General features: G+C 49.0%; 12 protein-coding genes and 1 pseudogene. 4 read left to right on the top strand and 9 right to left on the bottom strand.

The window, feature by feature from the left end:
• Positions 1-4: 4 nt before the first annotated feature.
• Complete coding sequence (locus JCM2765_RS05890) at positions 5-3,124, bottom strand: YfhO family protein (protein WP_054734870.1); 3,120 nt, start codon at positions 3,122-3,124, stop codon at positions 5-7.
• A gap of 801 nt (positions 3,125-3,925) precedes the next feature.
• Entirely contained in the window at positions 3,926-5,047 is a 1,122-nt protein-coding gene (locus JCM2765_RS05885; protein WP_054734867.1) for an acyltransferase family protein, read from the bottom strand.
• 214 nt (positions 5,048-5,261) lie between these two features.
• On the opposite strand from JCM2765_RS05885, the gene JCM2765_RS18000 reads away from it, so the two are divergent.
• The 3 genes from JCM2765_RS18000 to JCM2765_RS17990 are packed head-to-tail and all read left to right on the top strand — an operon-like array spanning position 5,262 to position 6,468.
• The gene (locus JCM2765_RS18000; protein WP_225352000.1) at positions 5,262-5,801 is read left to right on the top strand and encodes an MFS transporter; all 540 of its coding nucleotides are present in this window, start codon (positions 5,262-5,264) and stop codon (positions 5,799-5,801) included.
• A complete protein-coding gene (locus JCM2765_RS17995; RefSeq protein ID WP_225351999.1) occupies positions 5,795-6,037 on the top strand; it encodes a hypothetical protein in 243 nt (80 codons plus the stop codon). Before JCM2765_RS18000 ends, JCM2765_RS17995 begins: the two co-directional genes overlap by 7 nt.
• Positions 6,034-6,468 carry an MFS transporter gene (locus JCM2765_RS17990; RefSeq protein ID WP_225351998.1) on the top strand — a complete coding sequence of 145 codons (435 nt, stop codon included), beginning with the start codon at positions 6,034-6,036 and terminating at the stop codon, positions 6,466-6,468. Before JCM2765_RS17995 ends, JCM2765_RS17990 begins: the two co-directional genes overlap by 4 nt.
• A gap of 577 nt (positions 6,469-7,045) precedes the next feature.
• Here JCM2765_RS17990 and JCM2765_RS05875 read toward each other — a convergent pair.
• The 4 genes from JCM2765_RS05875 to JCM2765_RS05860 all read right to left on the bottom strand — a co-directional run bounded on the left by JCM2765_RS05875 (position 7,046) and on the right by JCM2765_RS05860 (position 12,995).
• Positions 7,046-7,879 (bottom strand): YitT family protein, encoded by an 834-nt coding sequence (locus tag JCM2765_RS05875; RefSeq protein WP_054734864.1) that lies wholly within the window; start codon positions 7,877-7,879, stop codon positions 7,046-7,048.
• A 157-nt stretch (positions 7,880-8,036) separates the two neighbouring features.
• Positions 8,037-10,808 (bottom strand): cation-translocating P-type ATPase, encoded by a 2,772-nt coding sequence (locus JCM2765_RS05870; protein WP_054734861.1) that lies wholly within the window; start codon positions 10,806-10,808, stop codon positions 8,037-8,039.
• Positions 10,809-11,598: 790 nt separating this feature from the next.
• A complete protein-coding gene (locus tag JCM2765_RS05865; RefSeq protein WP_054734858.1) occupies positions 11,599-12,540 on the bottom strand; it encodes a L,D-transpeptidase family protein in 942 nt (313 codons plus the stop codon).
• The gene (locus JCM2765_RS05860; RefSeq protein ID WP_054734855.1) at positions 12,537-12,995 is read right to left on the bottom strand and encodes a hypothetical protein; all 459 of its coding nucleotides are present in this window, start codon (positions 12,993-12,995) and stop codon (positions 12,537-12,539) included. The genes JCM2765_RS05865 and JCM2765_RS05860 overlap by 4 nt, the downstream gene beginning before the upstream one ends.
• Positions 12,996-13,186: 191 nt before the next feature.
• Between JCM2765_RS05860 and JCM2765_RS05855 the strand changes: the two are divergent.
• Positions 13,187-14,522: pseudogene (locus JCM2765_RS05855) on the top strand (MATE family efflux transporter).
• Positions 14,523-15,086: 564 nt separating this feature from the next.
• Here JCM2765_RS05855 and JCM2765_RS05850 read toward each other — a convergent pair.
• The 3 genes from JCM2765_RS05850 to JCM2765_RS19000 all read right to left on the bottom strand — a co-directional run bounded on the left by JCM2765_RS05850 (position 15,087) and on the right by JCM2765_RS19000 (position 16,228).
• Positions 15,087-15,611 carry a DUF6933 domain-containing protein gene (locus JCM2765_RS05850; protein WP_054734853.1) on the bottom strand — a complete coding sequence of 175 codons (525 nt, stop codon included), beginning with the start codon at positions 15,609-15,611 and terminating at the stop codon, positions 15,087-15,089.
• Between the two features lie 117 nt (positions 15,612-15,728).
• Positions 15,729-15,998, bottom strand: a complete 270-nt coding sequence (locus tag JCM2765_RS19005) for a hypothetical protein (protein ID WP_369404041.1) — start codon at positions 15,996-15,998, stop codon at positions 15,729-15,731.
• Positions 15,999-16,012: 14 nt separating this feature from the next.
• Complete coding sequence (locus JCM2765_RS19000; protein ID WP_369404040.1) at positions 16,013-16,228, bottom strand: DUF1836 domain-containing protein; 216 nt, start codon at positions 16,226-16,228, stop codon at positions 16,013-16,015.
• Positions 16,229-16,251 lie beyond the last annotated feature (23 nt).

Here is a 16,251-nt window from a genome sequence, read left to right as displayed (position 1 = left end):
CCGCTTACTCCTCATTGTTCGTTTCAGATTCGACTATCGGTTGCGCATGTTGACCAGTATTTGGTCGCCGGCGTTTAATCAAGCCACGCCACATTGTCCAACCCGCTGCTAAGCATAACACGAACCAGCCGAGAATCGACAACCATTTACCTGCCAGTAATCCTGGGGTCGTGTAGCTCAGTTTAACGTGGTGCTTGCCAGCTGGAATTTTGGCGCCGATAAAGCCGGTATTTACCTTTTGAATCGCTGTTGCTTGACCATCGACTGTTAATTGCCAGCCTTTAGAATACGGAATCGAGGTCGTTAACACGCTTGCTCGACTTTGGTTCGTCGTCCCAGTCACGTGATTATTAGTGACGGTTAGGTGCTTTAAGGCCTGTTTTTGCAGCTTCTGCGTCTTCGTTCGGTAGGTAGCACCGAATGGGACCGCAATGATCTTAACGTGCTTAAACGTCAATTTATTGGCCTTGTAGAAGCTCAAATTAATCGTTTGCCGGGCCTTCGTTGAATAGCCCAAGTTGATCAGCAAGTGGTGCTTCGGTTCGTAGTCGGACATGTTGTTGATACCTAGCTGGTCAATTGATGTTTTGTGCGTGCCGGACTGGACGTTCAGGAAGTAGGAGTCAAAGTACGGTGACGTATTGATTTCCCGCAACGTATTCAACTTAGTTTCGTGCGAGAATGGCACGTCCGCCAGCTTTGCGCGAGTGGCCGTATAACCCAACCGCTCACTCGTTGATGGAAACTGGGCTTTGATGCCATCGATTTCCAAATACAGTTCGCAATTCTTCAACGAATTGGGGTTGTTAATCGTCAGCTGATACTGCGCATTTTGACCAAGCAGGTCGCCGGTCATTTCCTTTAACCCGTTAGTGTTTTTCTGATTATTTTTTGCAATCACTGCCGCGTTTTGGGCCAACAATTTGGTAACGGATAACGTTGGCTTTAACAGGTTCGTCGTTGCGGCATACTTCTCGGCCTCAGCCGGTGTTTTATCACCGGTAATGCCATAAGACAGTGACCGATTGGTGTTGTGATGCAACCGATAGTTAATGGCTTGGGTGAGCGTTGTGATCGGCTGGCTAGTCATCGAAACGGTATACGGTACCGTGTGACTCGCCCGCTTTGCCGTGACCGTCTTCACACCACTAACTTTTTGACTCGTTTGAGCACCACTTAGCAGTGCCTGTTCCTTATCTACCGCACTTAGCTTGCGATAAGCACTCGCATTTAACTGCGTCGTTTGGGTGTATGCTAACGGTAACGCGTACTTGTTTTTCAGTAATACCGTGCCCGTCCCGTTGCCTAGACTGTAAACTGGATGGTCCCGAAAGACCGCTTTGCCATTTCGTCGTCGCACTATTTGATAGCCATACGGGACGCGATTTTTATTGATTTCATCCTGTCGCGCAAAGAGGTATTTGACCCCCAACAGCGACAACATGGTTGTGCGTTCATCAGCGTTTCTTGTCGGATTATTCATCGTATTTTCACTGTTCCACAGTTGAGTGTTAAAGCTGTTGACCGCTGCGTTTTGAACCGAGAAATACGAGCCGATTTGGTGCATCCCCAGCAGCATCGGCATGTTGTTGCCGGCACTGTGCAGGGTGTAGTAGTCCTTGGTCGTGGCGGTTCGATAAAAACTGGTATCCGTTTGCTTCAAATACTGGTCAGCCTTATCGAAAAACACCTTTGACCAGTGACTAGCGACGCCGCGACTCAATTCACTCCGAGAAGCGTAAGCGTAGTTCGGACTGTAAAATCCCAGTCCGGTGCTAGCCGCGTTGAGGAGCACTAGCCCCAACAACGCCCACTTCAAGCGCAAGCCCGTCGCACCGGTCATAATGGCGTACGCGAGCACGATCATAAAGCCCAGCAACAGCCCATACGTCATCAAGTGGTGTTGCGGCAACTTAAAGATAAACCCGTTGCCGACCCAAACCAGCGCCAGCAAAATCGCCGTTGCCACCATAAACCACTTAAAGTCCGCCGGTTCCAGCTCGTGCAAGTGGTCAATAAAGTGCCCGGCAGCTAAACCAAATGCCAGATGGACTAACAACACCCACCGGTTAGACGGCGTACTCATCACGTTCATCACCGCCGCAACGGCCGGAAATAGCAACCCGACCGCCACAAGCAGCAACGTCACATTTAACATGAGATACCGCCGAAAATGGCGCATAGTCCACACCATCGCGATAAACGTCAGGCCACTCGTCCCCATCACTAACCAGTAGTAGGTGGTCCCATTGGAATTTAAAATCGCATTTGGCAAATGCGTGTAATAAATTGACGGGTAAAACTTCAATCCGCTCGCAAAAATAGCACTCCCCGAACGAGATGAACTGAGCATCCCTAAGATGTTGGGTAACAGCACCACCGCCGCCATCAACGTTGACATCACGACGGTTAAGCCAAAGTACAGCAACGACCAAGGTAGCGGTCGAACCAACTCACCCTTTAGTTTCAGATCAAGGTAGCGCATAATCGCAAACACCAACGCGCCAATCGCTAACACGTAAGCGAAATAGACGTTGCTAATCAAGACGAGCGCCGTGATCACGACGAGCCACAGGAAGGATTTACCCTGATAGATGCGATCAATTGCCAGACAAACCAGTGGGAAGAAAATCAATGGCAGCAAAAAGAACGGGTGGTGATAGGCTGAATAAAACGAATAGCTGCCGAAGGTGTACACCAACGTGCCAATCAGGGTCCCACCCCGTTTGAGTTTGAGTTGTTTGGCGAACGCGATAAAGGCCAAGCCCACGACGTATAGCCGTAAAATCGTCAGTAGTTGATACCCTAGTTCCAGTCGATCCGCGGGGAATAGCGCAATCAGATAACTAAACGGATCTCCCACCACGTAGTAGGCAAAGGTCGTCATCTGATCCGCCCCGAGGCCTAACGTCCAGGACCAACCGAACAGTGACTGGTGGGCGGTTCCCCTTAAAATGCGATAGAATTGTTCCAAAATCGGGTAATGTTGTGCGATCCCATCCACATTCCAAATCGTCGTCTGACCCCCAAAGCGCAGGACGCCAAACGAACACACCACAACTAGCGTAAACGCCACGGTGTAGACGAGCCACACCGGAAATTTGTTATAGACTTTCCTTAACATGTCATCTCTCCCGTAACAAATCAGTCTCTTACTAACTCGATGGTAAGGTTTTTTAGACGCGATGAACAGGTGATGCGGGAAACCGTAACCAATCCTTTAATCATTATATCAAATATGATTCACGGCATAAACTATCACGAATTGTGATTATCAACTAAGTCAACTATAATCAATACGTTAGAAGTTTTCTGTGTCTATCGGTTTGGGTCATTTATCAAAAATGACAGCAAAAGAAAAAGGACTGCGGGCACAGTCCTTCATGTTTTTAATTCTATAGAAATACCATCGCAGTGCCGCCAAGTTATACTTACACGCTGTAAGCATTGCGCTTTTAGCACTAAGTCCGTGATTCCCGTCACGGGCTTTTTGATTTCCGATGCAATTGTAGCATGTGGTTCTTCGAAATTAAAGTCATCCGCGTACTTTTAAAAAAGCTTGTCAAAAAGGTACTTTGTTTACCTGGACGAGCAATTGTCACTAGTTCATCCAGTGTCCACTCTCCTAAAAGAATGACGAATGGGTTATTAAATTTATGTTTTTTAAACTATATTCACGATGAAATTTTGATTCATAATTCGCTTTTTTAATTTAAAAAATCGCACCTAATTAATCATTATCGCACCGGTATTTATAAGTATTTCGAATAATAAAGTTTACAAATTTATCGGTCGATTCTTTACAAAAATGTCGTTCCATTCTTTACATTTTTGTAGCTTCATTCTTTAAAATTTAAACAATAATCTCGATTAAAAGACACGGTGTTAACGACTATTGCACCTTAAACTTTAACTTTCACTCCCGTCAATCAGCGGTACCCACAGGCAGCTTATTCTTAGTTATCATCCGCTTCAACCATTGCCACCCAAAATGAATGCCAAAGGCTGATGCAAACGACAGACTCCAAGTAAGCACATAAGTGACCAAAATCCCCAAACCAACGTGGTTCTGCGTCAGCGCCTTACCAAATCCCAGCCAAACCAACTGTTCCCAAAACACGTTGGATAAGAAGGCCTTGTACGCAAAGCCCGCAAACCGGTGAACAAATCCAGTTACCCGACTCCGCCGTTGAATTTGCGTCACCGCCAACGCTGCAACCAACGCAATCGCAATCAAATCATAAATCACCATCGACGGCTTATAATACGGCGCATTAGTCAATTTTACCGGAAATGAAAACGCAAATAACTCACGGTTGATCCAGTAAAAGCTAGCCAAGAAACCAGCAACTAACGCTAACCACCACTTCTGCAACCAAGGGTTAACCACTTGCCGATACTGCCATGCCAATGTTCCGAAAACACCGTAAATCAAAAAACTAATGAACAGCCGGTCCAATAGGTACCAATCCCTCATGTGAGGGCCGTGAAAGACCTGCGTATCGTACAGCACTAACCATAAACCGGTAATGAGCACCGTTACGCCGACTGCCAACCAGCCCCGTTTCGCATCCGTCCCACACCAACGACCAATTGCCCAAAACAGTGGCATCAAAAAGATAAACTGCAACATCATCGTGTTGTACCACAAATGCGGCGCTGCATTGCCGTTAATAAACTGCCAGAAAAAGCCCCCAACGCTATGATAGCGACTCACTTGTTGCACCCACGGCATGACCAGCAGATAAATACTCGTCCACCAAAGGGTTGGCACAAACAGCGCGTGCCACATTCGCTTTAAATAACCGCCATATGTAAGGTCCGTGTTGATCGTCGTTCGGATCGTTGAATACAGGATGCCAAAAATGAACGCCGGTGCCGTGAACTTAACTAAGTTATACAAAAAGCCAATCCCCACTTGCGCCGGTGCGGACGGTTGGGTCGTCAGCGCAAGGCTAAAAATCGGTTGCAGCATCACCGAGGTACAGGCGACCAGTTTGAGATAATCGCCAATATCAGCTTGAACTGCAGGTCGTTGAGTTGCCAAAAAATCACCATCACTTTCTTATTTGACTTATTTTAAGCTGAAAATTGCGAGTTGTGAAGGTCGATTACAGCGATTCGGGTCGTTCACGTAACTATCACCGAACACTGAAACCGTTTTCTGTAGACCAGTTGTTAAGTTAAGCTTTCAAGTCCCCTAAAAAACGCTTATATTGGAAAGAGCGCAACCTAGACCACGCGCAGAAAGGAAGATGTCCATGTCCACGCTGAAACGCCGGGGAACCTGGTTGCTGATCGTCATCATTTTGATTGGCTTCATCATGCGTTCCCCCATTACCACCCCGCCACTCCTACTTAGTCAACTTGCCAACGCCTTACATACGCAACAAAGTCAGCTGGGGATCCTCACCACGCTGCCGCTAGTAATGTTTATGCTATTTTCAAATTTTGCTTCAAAGCCAATGTTACGGTTTGGCCTGAAAAAGGCCCTGCTCTTAGCCCTCGGCTGTATCGTCATTGGATCGGCGTTGCGGCTAGTCATCACGATGCCAACTATGATTCTCGGTACGATTCTAATTGGCATCGGTATCGCCCACATCAACGTGTTTATGCCCTCATTGGTCTCGGCGTATTTTCCAAATAAAATCGGGCTGTACACCACCCTTTATTCGTTCACGATGATTTTCGGGAACATGACGTTCAACCTAATCACTGCGCCCATCAGCAGTCGCTTCGGCTGGCAAATGATTCTGCTGCTGTTGCTGATTATTCCGGCCATTAGCTTTATGGCGTGCTGATAGTTGGCCGCCTAGTCCCTGAAAAAGTGCACCCCCAACGGTCAAATACGGCAACCTCGACCACCCCAAAACCAAAAATGCACCTCTGGACCAACCCCCACGCTTGGCCATTTCTCCTCACTTTCGGTGGCCAAGCCACGTTGAGCTACACGGTGACCGCCTGGATGCCCGCCTTGATGGAATACCACCACGTGAGCGCTGGCCACGCCGGCATCGTCATGGCAGTCTACGCTTGATTGGCCTTCCCGTTTCCGTTTTCTTGCCCCAAATGCTAACGGTACTCAGTAAACGCACGTTAACTCGGCTCACCGTTTTTGCGGGCGTTTTGGGGCTGATTGCGAGTTCAATGCTGTTTTGGCAGCATACTTCCTCGATGTTTTTTTGGTTACTGGAAGGCGCCCTAGTCGGCGTTGCGATTGGGTTCTTTTTTATGACCACCATGACCATGTTTGCCGTTAAAACCGACTCACCATACGAAACCGCTCAACTTTCTGGGATGGCACAAGCCGGCGGGTACTGCCTCTCAGCATTTGGTCCATCGTTGTACGGGATGGCGTTCGCTAGTAATCCTGCGGGGAACTTGCAGAACGTGGTTTACGTGGCGATTGTGGTGATGATGCTGGTGGCTTGTTTGCGGGTTGTTAATATTGATAAGATTGATCAGTGATGAGTTACTGATATTCAAAAAGTCTCGGTTAAGTGCTTGGTTGGCGCTTAACTGAGGCTTTTTTGGCTTCTGAATTTTGGAAACGTGTGGTGTTGGTGACATGAAAACCGGATGGCACATTAATTTGCTGAGTGATGTTGGCAACGCGCATTGCGATTACTTATTTTCGGCGCCAGTTAGGCTTTAGTTGGCGATTATCGGTGACTTAGTGAAGTTTGTTAACGTGCGTGCTTTGATTCGCCTGCGCCGAAATGAGTTCCACGAAGCAGAGACCTGCACATAAGCCCCTCTTACCACAAACCCCAAAAACCAGATGACGCATTAATTTGATGAGTGGTGCTGGCAACGCGCATTGCTATTACGTAATTTCGGCGCCAGTTAGGCTTTAGTTAGCAATGATTGACACCATCGTGAAGTTTGTTCACGTGACTAGTTTGATTAGCCTGCGCCGAAATGAGTTCCACGAAGCAAAGACCTGCACATAAGCCCCTCTCACCACAAACCCCAAAAACCGGAGTTTATGGTGAGAGGGCTTATGCTCCGGTCTCTAACCGCTTCGTTCCACTCTCTTTACTCTCTATAACTCCTCCAACTCCATCCCCCGAACACTCCGAATCCGATCCGTCACCACTAATGCCTCTGGGTCGGTTTGCTTGATGATCGTCATCACTGCTGGCCACTCGCGCACCGTGCAGATGAAGTACAGGACGTCTTGGTTATGTTGCTTGTAGAAACCGGTTGCCTTTAACAGCGTTACGCCATGACCCAGCTTATCTGACAGCGCCGTAGCGATTTTTTGGTTTTGCGCTGAGATGACCAGTAGTGAGCGTTTGGCGCCGAATGTGTCGAGGTATTTGTTCAATACCACCGCTGAAATGTAGAGTTCGGCGACCGTTAGCAACATGTTTTCAAACCCGATGACGAGTCCCGATGGAATCGCCACGATTAAGTCGAAGAACAGCATTGCTGAGCCGTTTTGCACGCCAAAGTAGCGATTCACGATTTTTGCCAGGATGGTGCTCCCCGCAATCGTGCCACCTGCCCGAAAAATCAGGCCCATTGCGATACCCATCAACACGCCACCGGTGATTGCCGCAATCAGCGTTTGGTGCGTCTGATATGGCCAAAAAACGGGTACTCGCAAGAAAATCGAGATCCACAACACCGCCCACAGTGAGTAAAACACCGTTTCGCGTTTTAAATACCGAAAGCCGATCGCAATCAAGATGCCATTCAGCACTAAGTTGGTTAACGCGGGTGAGATGCGCAACGTATAGTACCCAATCGTTGTCAGGCCAGTGACGCCACCTTCACCAATTCGACTTGGAATCAAAAAGTAATTAATGGCGACTGCGTAAACCGCCGCCCCCAATATAATTCGCAAGCCTCTTTGAACCACCGATTTAGTCATAATGTCCTCCGTCTATCCGTTATCTTCCTATAAGCGTAACGGGTTATCGCTGGAACTGCAAGTTGAGCTGTAGGCAACTGAATTGATCGCTTAAAAACGCCTTGAATTGCTAATTGTTCAGTAATTCGAGGCGTTTCACGTTTATTTTAAGAACCCATTAACTCGTAATCGTTTTTCTCCGAACCAGCCACTTCCGCGCTTCCTCAATCAGAAAAATCGGAATTGGAATGGCACACAGGAACAGCCAGTCATTTAACATCAACGGCGCGGTATTGAAAATCGGTTGTAACACCGGTACATAAACCAGCACCGCCAGTAAAACAATTTCAAAACCAATCCCGGCCCAAACGCGCTTGTTGCTGAACAGGCCGAATTTAAACAGCGACGTCACCGTGGTTCGACAGTTGATGGCCGCGGCGATTTGACAGAAGACGATTGCCGCTAGCGTCATCGTGGTGGCTCGGGCGTAACCAATACCGCTTCCCGCAAGCGCTTGCCTCGGCCACCCTGCCTGCCAATTCGTAAAGAAGTAGGCGCCGGTCGAGACTGCTGATGCCAGCAATCCGTACCAAGCAAAGGCTTTCCACACAAGGTGCTTATTCAACAAATGCGCCGTTTTCGCCCGCGGTGGCTGCTGCATGATCCCCGGTTCAGCGCGTTCGGCACCAAGACCCAGCGCTGGCAACATGTCCGTGCCCAAATCAACGGTTAAAATCTGCATCACCGTTAACGGTAACGGCACAAGACCGCGACTAAACAAGAACAGCACCGATGGAATCGCTTCTGGGACGTTGGAGTTAAAGATGTACAGCAGGAACTTCTGCAGGTTGCTGTAAACCGTTCGCCCCTCTTCGATTGCGGCCACGATCGATGCAAAGTTATCATCGGTCAAAATCATGTCGGCCGCATCCTTAGCAACGTCAGTCCCGGTGACCCCCATCGCAACACCAATATCGGCCTTCTTCAAAGCCGGTGCATCGTTCACACCATCACCAGTCGAAGCGACAATTTCGCCCAGCGACTGTAACGTGGAGACGATTCGGTACTTTTGTTCTGGTGCCACCCGCGCAAACAGAATCTCGCCTTTAAGTGCCGTTTTCAGCTCATCATCTGGCATCGCAGCTAATTCAGTCCCGGTGACGACGCGAACTTTGTCCGTATTTAACCCGATTTTGACCGCGATTGATTTGGCCGTTAGGGAACTATCACCGGTCACCATGATGATGCGGATGCTGGCATCGTGGCATTTTTGAACTGCTTCAATCACTTCCGGACGTGGTGGGTCAGCCATGACCGTTAACCCCAGAAACGTCAATTGCTGTTCGGCAGTTTCAATCGTGAGCCCGTCTAGTTGTGCCTGCTGATCCGCTTCGGCTGGTACTGCTCGATAGGCCACCGCCAGCGACCGTAATCCCTGTGCTGCATAGTGTTGGTTGGCATCGTTGATGGCCTGCCGATCCTTATCCGTCATCGGTCGCGCCTGCCCCGCAATTTGAATCGTTGGGCACAGTGGCAATAAATCACTTAACGAGCCCTTCACACAAATCGACAACGTTCTTGCATCGTGCTGGTGGATCGTCGTCATCCGTTTTCGGTCCGAATCAAACGGTAACTCCTTTAACCGAGGCGTTTTAGCGGTTTCGGCATCAACGTCAAACCCCGCCTTTTCCGCCAAAATCATTAACGCGGCTTCGGTTGGCGTTCCCAGTAATTTTGGCTGCTGCGTTTTGGGATCAAGTTGAACCCGCGTATCGTTATTTAACGTTGACACCCGCAATAAGCGTGCCAAATCCGCATCGTCTTGATAGGCGACCGGTGCGCCGTTGAGCTGAATCTCACCATTATTGACGTAACCCTGTCCCGAAACGGTGTAGGTTTGGTGTGGTAGCCAGACGTGGTTGACCGTCATCTGATTTTGGGTCAGCGTCCCCGTTTTATCCGAGCAGATCACCGTGGTTTCACCCAACGTTTCGACACTACTGAGTTCCTTGACTAACGCGTGACGCTTCGCCATCCGTTGCACCCCGTGCGCTAACGACAGCGTCACCGTTGGTAGGAGGCCTTCCGGAATAAACGCCACAATCATCCCAAGCGCAAAAATAAAGGATTTCGCCACCGGATAATGCACGAACCAAATCGCCGCCACGAAAAAGGCTAGTCCGATGCCAATCGCAATCACTGAAATTTGTTTCGTCAGTCGATTCAACTCCAACTGTAACGGACTGTTTTGCTTGCCCTGCTGTTGCGTCAGGGCCGCAATTTGCCCAAATTCCGTATGCATCCCAGTCGCAATCGCCACAGCGGTCCCGGTACCAGCCCCAACCGTTGTCCCGGCATAAATTAAATTCGATTCGGCAAATTCGCCATCACCCTGCCGGTAATCCGCCCGCTTTGATTCTGGCACTGGTTCGCCAGTTAATGCTGATTGATCGACCTGCATCGAGGTGGCGGTCATCAACCGCGCGTCAACGGGAACCGCATCACCCGCCTGAAGCTGAAAGACGTCGCCCACGACGAGGTCTTTAGCATCCAGCTTCTGCACCTTACCATCCCGGTAAACCTGCGTGTAAGTCGGTAACATCGCCATCAACGAGTCCGTTGCTTTTTGGGCCTGATGCTGTTGCCAAAAACTAAAACACCCGTTGATCACGTTAACTAGCCAAATGGCGATGCCTAATTCCAACGTCCCAGACAGTATCGCAATCAGTCCACTCACCCACAGCAAAATCGCCATCAGGCTCACAAAATTCATCAAAAAAACCTTCAGTTGCGATTGACCCTGTGCGCGATTAATGGTGTTGTCACCATCTCGTTGTAGCCGTTCTTCAGCCACTTTTTGCGTTAACCCCGTCGCCGAAGTTGCCAATTCCTGTTCAACTTCCGATAAGTCCGCTTCTGCGTACCACTGCCGCTTCTTTGTCGTTGCCATCACGAGTCACTTCCTTTGAGGTGGCCAGTTCACCACTGACCGTTTCAACCAGCAAAACCGCCACTTCTTAGCTCAAATCAGTTCTCTTTTTCACCTAAAGGATACTGCTTACAGTTACTTTGTCAATGTTTTCACTTGGCTTATTGGACACACTTCCGTTAACTGTCTTTTTGGGTGTTTTATTGTCGTTTGTGTCCGGCGATAGTGTGCGAAGTTTATGAAATTTGGCTTCGTTGACGCGTTAATCATGGATGATATTGTGGGCACAACCGGTCGATCTGAAAATTTGGCTGGAACGCCGCGGGCACGATTCTGAGCCCAATTTTCTGACCGACCTCTTGTTTGCGGGCTTTCGGCATCGATTACCGCACTCCCGAAAATTTATCATGAAGGCCAAACTGTCGTATGATAACAATCGCAAACATCTCAATAGACGCTGAACGACAACGTTACAGCGTAAATTCACTGTGCAATCAAGCACGTTGAATGAACGTTCAGAATGAATTGACAGTTGACTGTTGCAATTTTGTAGCCAACCGCACAGTTAAGTACTTGAGATGTTTGCGATAGTGTCGAACTGCGCCAATTATCGGGGACGAATTCAAGACTCGCGGGGTTTGGCGAGGCTTGAATTCGAGGTCTGAGACCGCCCTTTGGCTCAGGCCGGTCCCCATAGCTGGAACCTAGCCGCCTGCCGGAATCGACAGTCCACGCAAATCACCACACTTCATAAACAACAACAAAAAAGCGCTCAACTCATCATAAGTTGAACGCTTCAATCAATTAATCATCAATAGTAAACCACAACCGGCTCCCCAGCATACGAAACCGAGTAAAGCTTGCCCATCTTCGAAGGTGGATTGTTGATACATCCGTGAGAATGGTAATCTGCTCGGTAACTCGTGTTGCCGTAGACGTAGCTTGGTTGCCACGAAGAATCATGGAGGCCAACACCGGAGTTGGTGATTGGCATCCAGTATTTAACCTTAGAATTATAGGTTGAACCGTTATCGTTTTGGCCCGTCAGCGTGGTGTTGCGTTGCTTGTACATGATGTAGTACAACCCCTGTGGCGTCTTATTGCCACCGGTGATCGTCCCGGACATCACGGGCGTTGAGAAGACCAGTTTGCCGTTAACGTAGGCGTATTCGTGCAACGTCTTCAAGTTAACTTCGATGTACGTGTCACCGACCGTGTTCGTCTTGCCGTAACCCGTGCCAGTAACGAAATGCTTCAGGTTCAACGTCTGGCTGCTTGGGTGTTCAAAGCCATACAGAATGTATTTGACCAGCTTCGTTTGGGCGATTGACCAACCCCAAGTGCCGCCGGCAGGGACTGTAATCGTGCTCCCGCTGTGGGTCTTGAACTTCGCCGACTTGCCTTTGGTATCGTACTTGGTTGCTAACGCCGCCACTTTTTGCTTCAGTAGCGTCGTGTCAAACTGGTACTTGCCATCCGCCGTTGCCGTCCCGTTTTTCAGGTAATCACTAGCTTTAAACGTGATGTTGGTGCCTGACACGTTCAGCGTCACCGTCTGGGTCAGCAACTTTTGCAGGTTGGCCTTCACTTGACTGATGGTCTTGCTGTCGGCCTTGACCGCCTGTTTGGTAACCTTGTTGACGCTGATCACCGCTTCGGTCTTCGCTTGCTGTTTGAAGTCTGCCACCATCGTTGCCTTGTCCAGTGCCGTCCCAGACTGGCCCTGAGTAACACTCAGTTGACCGTTCTTCAAGACCACTTTGGCGTCAATTGGCGTCTTGCGAATAGCTTGATGGTATCGATTTGCTTTTCAAATGCCGGTAACAGTGTCGTCAACCGGTACTGCTGAGCACTTGCGGATACCTGCGTCGTTAACTTCATTGAAACGGTGTCCACCATGTGACCAGCTTCACCATTTCGTTTCGTCAGTAACTTGGCAACCGATGCTTGGCTGACTTTAACCCGGGATTTAGCCACCGTAATCGCTTTACTGGACTGACTCCCGGTACTTTGATTCAATTTCTTGGTTGCTTGCGCGACCGTTAGATTCGTCACCGTCACGCCGTTGATCTGCGTGGGCTTAAACCGCTGATGGTAGTAACTTGCGTAGCCTAAGCTGCCCACCCCAAGGGCGATGAGACAGGTCACCACCGCGATCAGCCAACGGTGTGAGCCACGGTGTTTGCGTTGCTTCGCTTCTCGCGTCATTGTCGTCGCTCCTTTTTTCAATCATGCCTCGATTATGACGCATTAACCTTAACCATTCTATAAAATGGCAAATCTTTATGGCATTTTAAGAATTTTGCATTTTCCCTTACACGTTTCTCATTTTAGAACTTATAATGGAAGAATCAACGTTTTTAACGTCCAAAATAACTGAATAGGAAGTGACACGTTTCATGCAAGAGCTTTTTGAGAAAACGTCCATTCCCAAGGCCTTCTTCAAACTCGCATTCCCCATCGTGCTGGGAATGGTGTTTAGTATGGTCTATAACCTTGCGGACACCTTTTTTGTGTCGCAAACGCAAAATACCGCACTGGTTGCGGGCGTTTCGCTTTGCACGCCCCTATTTTCATTCTTAATTGCCATCGGTGATATCTTCGGCTTAGGTGGCAGCTCGTTTATTTCCCGGTTGATGGGTCAAAAGGCCTTCGACAATGCTGCTCGGATCAGCAGCTTCTGCTTCTACGCCGCAATTGCGTTCGGCCTCGTGATCACGGTGTTACTGCTGGTCTTTGAACGCCCGATTCTGTACATGTTCGGCGCCAACGCTGAAACCTACCAGTACGCCGCTGATTTCTACCGCATCATGTCAGCCGGAGCCGCACTGGTTATCGTTTCGCTGGTGCCTAACAACATCATCCGAACTGAAGGCCTCGCCGTTCAGTCCATGGTCGGCTCGGTTGTCGGGACTATCGTGACGATCATCTTAGACCCAATTTTCATCCTCGGCCTCAACATGGGTGCTGCCGGAGCTGCCCTAGCCACCATCATCGGCTACGGTTGCACGGACTTGGTTTTCATCTGGTTAACTGCCAAATACTGTAAGATCATCTCCCTCTCCTTCAGCAAACGCCGCATTCCATTTAGCTTCATCCGTCAGGTGTTGCTGATTGGGATTCCGGCTGCCATTACAAACATTATGACCGCCTTTGGAACAATGGTCTTGAACCGGTATTTGGCAGAATACGGGGCAACCCAAGTGGCCGCGTTAGGCATCGTTATGAAAATCTACACCATCGTCACGTTGATCATGGTTGGCTTCGCCTTTGGTGCCCAACCGTTGATTGGTTACACTTACGGCGCTAAGGACATGAAGCGGTTCAAAGAAACGGTCCGCTTTGATCTGACCGTTAACGTTGGGTACTCGTTAGTGCTGGCAGCTATCTTGATGATTTTTGCGCCGCAAATCGTGGCACTGTTCTTGAACAAAGCGGCTGTCATTACCGCCGGCACGTACATGCTGCGGGCCTTCTTAATCACCACACCGTTCGTGGGTGGCGTACTCGTCTTCACCACCATGTTCCAGTCGATTGGTAGTCCACTGGGCGCCTTCATCATGTCAATTTCACGGCAAGGGGTCGTCTTTTACATCGTGATTTTGATTGCAGCTCACATCTTCGGCTACCACGTGCGGTTTGGGCCCAACCATCGCAGACGTCATTACCTGCATCATGGGGTTATGGCTGTATCGAACGTTGGCGGCACCGAAGAAGCAAAAACAGATTGATTAACTTTGAGACTTAAAAAGCAACGCAGAAGATGCTGACTTGCATCCACTGCGTTACTTTTTTTATTTACGCTTGTGTCCAGCGTAATAACCGACGCCGGATGGTAACTCAATAACTGCAGAAACGATTGTGACCAACGTTTAGTAACCGCAATGAACCAACGATTATGTGATGCTGGTCTTCATCAGTTGAACGTCGCGTTTATGCTGATTCGATGAGACAATATTTCCGTTCAACGTGTTTTGAGATGTTCTGCGATAGTGCCGAACTGCGCAATGTGAGATGGAGGTAAGCGGCTAGGTTCCTGCTGTGTCGCGATAATTGGCGGTTGTTGGTGCTTTTCCCAACAACGCCAATTATCGGGAACGAATTGAAGACTCGCATGAATTTTGGCGAGGCTTGAATTCGAGGACTGAGACCGCTCTTCGGCTCAGGCCGGCCCCACAGCATGAACCTAGTCGCTTACCGGAATCGACAGTTTACGCAAATCATATTTCACAAACTGAAAAGGTCACCGCAAATTCCTAAAACCGGAATCTACGGTGACCTTTTCAATTTATCTGTGCTTTAAACCTCACTAATCGCCGTTGCCAACTCACTCTTCGACGAATGCGAAGGTACCGTCAACACGGGCACGCTCACTAACCGTTCAATGACAGCTCGGTTCACTACCTGATCAAGCGGGAGTTCACCAGGGCCATAGTTGGCCTGTAACCAGCTCACAAAGTCTTTGATAACCGGTAACGTTGAGCGGTCGAAAGCTTCACCTAACGCTAAGTCACCCGCGTTTTTAAAGTAGGTGTCAATATCGGCTTCAGCCACGTCGCTGGCTTCAAAAGCCACCCGAATGGCTTGTTTGATTTGTTCAGCTAACTGCGATTGATCAGCATCATCAACGCCGATCAACAACGTTGCCGTTTTGGTTCGGTCATTTGCCAGCACCAACACGGTCTTGTGGTCGTGGACGAATGCGCTGGCGTGCCATGAGTAAAATGGTGCCTGCCGAGCAGTAATGATGGCCACTTCCGGCTCATCAGTCGCTGGAATCCCTGTGTAGTGCGGAACTGCTTGTTTCAGTGGATTAATAATCATGTGGAAGTCCTCTTTATCTAATTAGATTGATACCTTCCATTATAACGTGAATTCGCTTACAAGCCCACCGAATTATCTTTCTTGTGGTATCTCGATATACCCCTCATAGGTATATAGCTATTTTTCGTAGGCCTTCAATACTCGCTTGGCCGCCAACCAGTGCAACACGGCTTGAACGGCTTCATACTGCATCACGGTTGCCGGCGAAGCAGTCGTTAAATCAACACTGACTGGTTCCTGCGTGGCTAACTGGCCCTGTTGCGCCGCCTGCTCATTAAACAACTTCACAAAGTTATCATAGGCTTCCTGTGCCGGTGCATCCGCCAGCAACCAGCCCATCGCCTGCTTCAACTCAGTCAGCGCGAACACGTTTTTCAGTAACCCCACCACAATGGCACCAGCTAAGTGCCTTGCGTGTAGCGTTTTTTCACCGGCGCCATGATAATCTCGGCCTTAAAGTAGTTGTGCATCATAGTCTTGGTCACTTGATCATCCGTAATCGGCGTCAGCACCATGTTGGTAATGTCTAATAATTGGTCCAAATGCAGACTAAATTGCGGTAATTCAGCCCACAGCGGTAATCTTAATTCAGTTGGGTCGGTCGTCTGCATCGTCATATTTGCCTCCAGTTATCGTTAAG

This window comes from Secundilactobacillus similis DSM 23365 = JCM 2765, assembly GCF_001311075.1.
In the GTDB taxonomy this organism is placed as follows: domain Bacteria; phylum Bacillota; class Bacilli; order Lactobacillales; family Lactobacillaceae; genus Secundilactobacillus; species Secundilactobacillus similis.
This window is presented reverse-complemented; position numbering and strand designations above follow the sequence as displayed.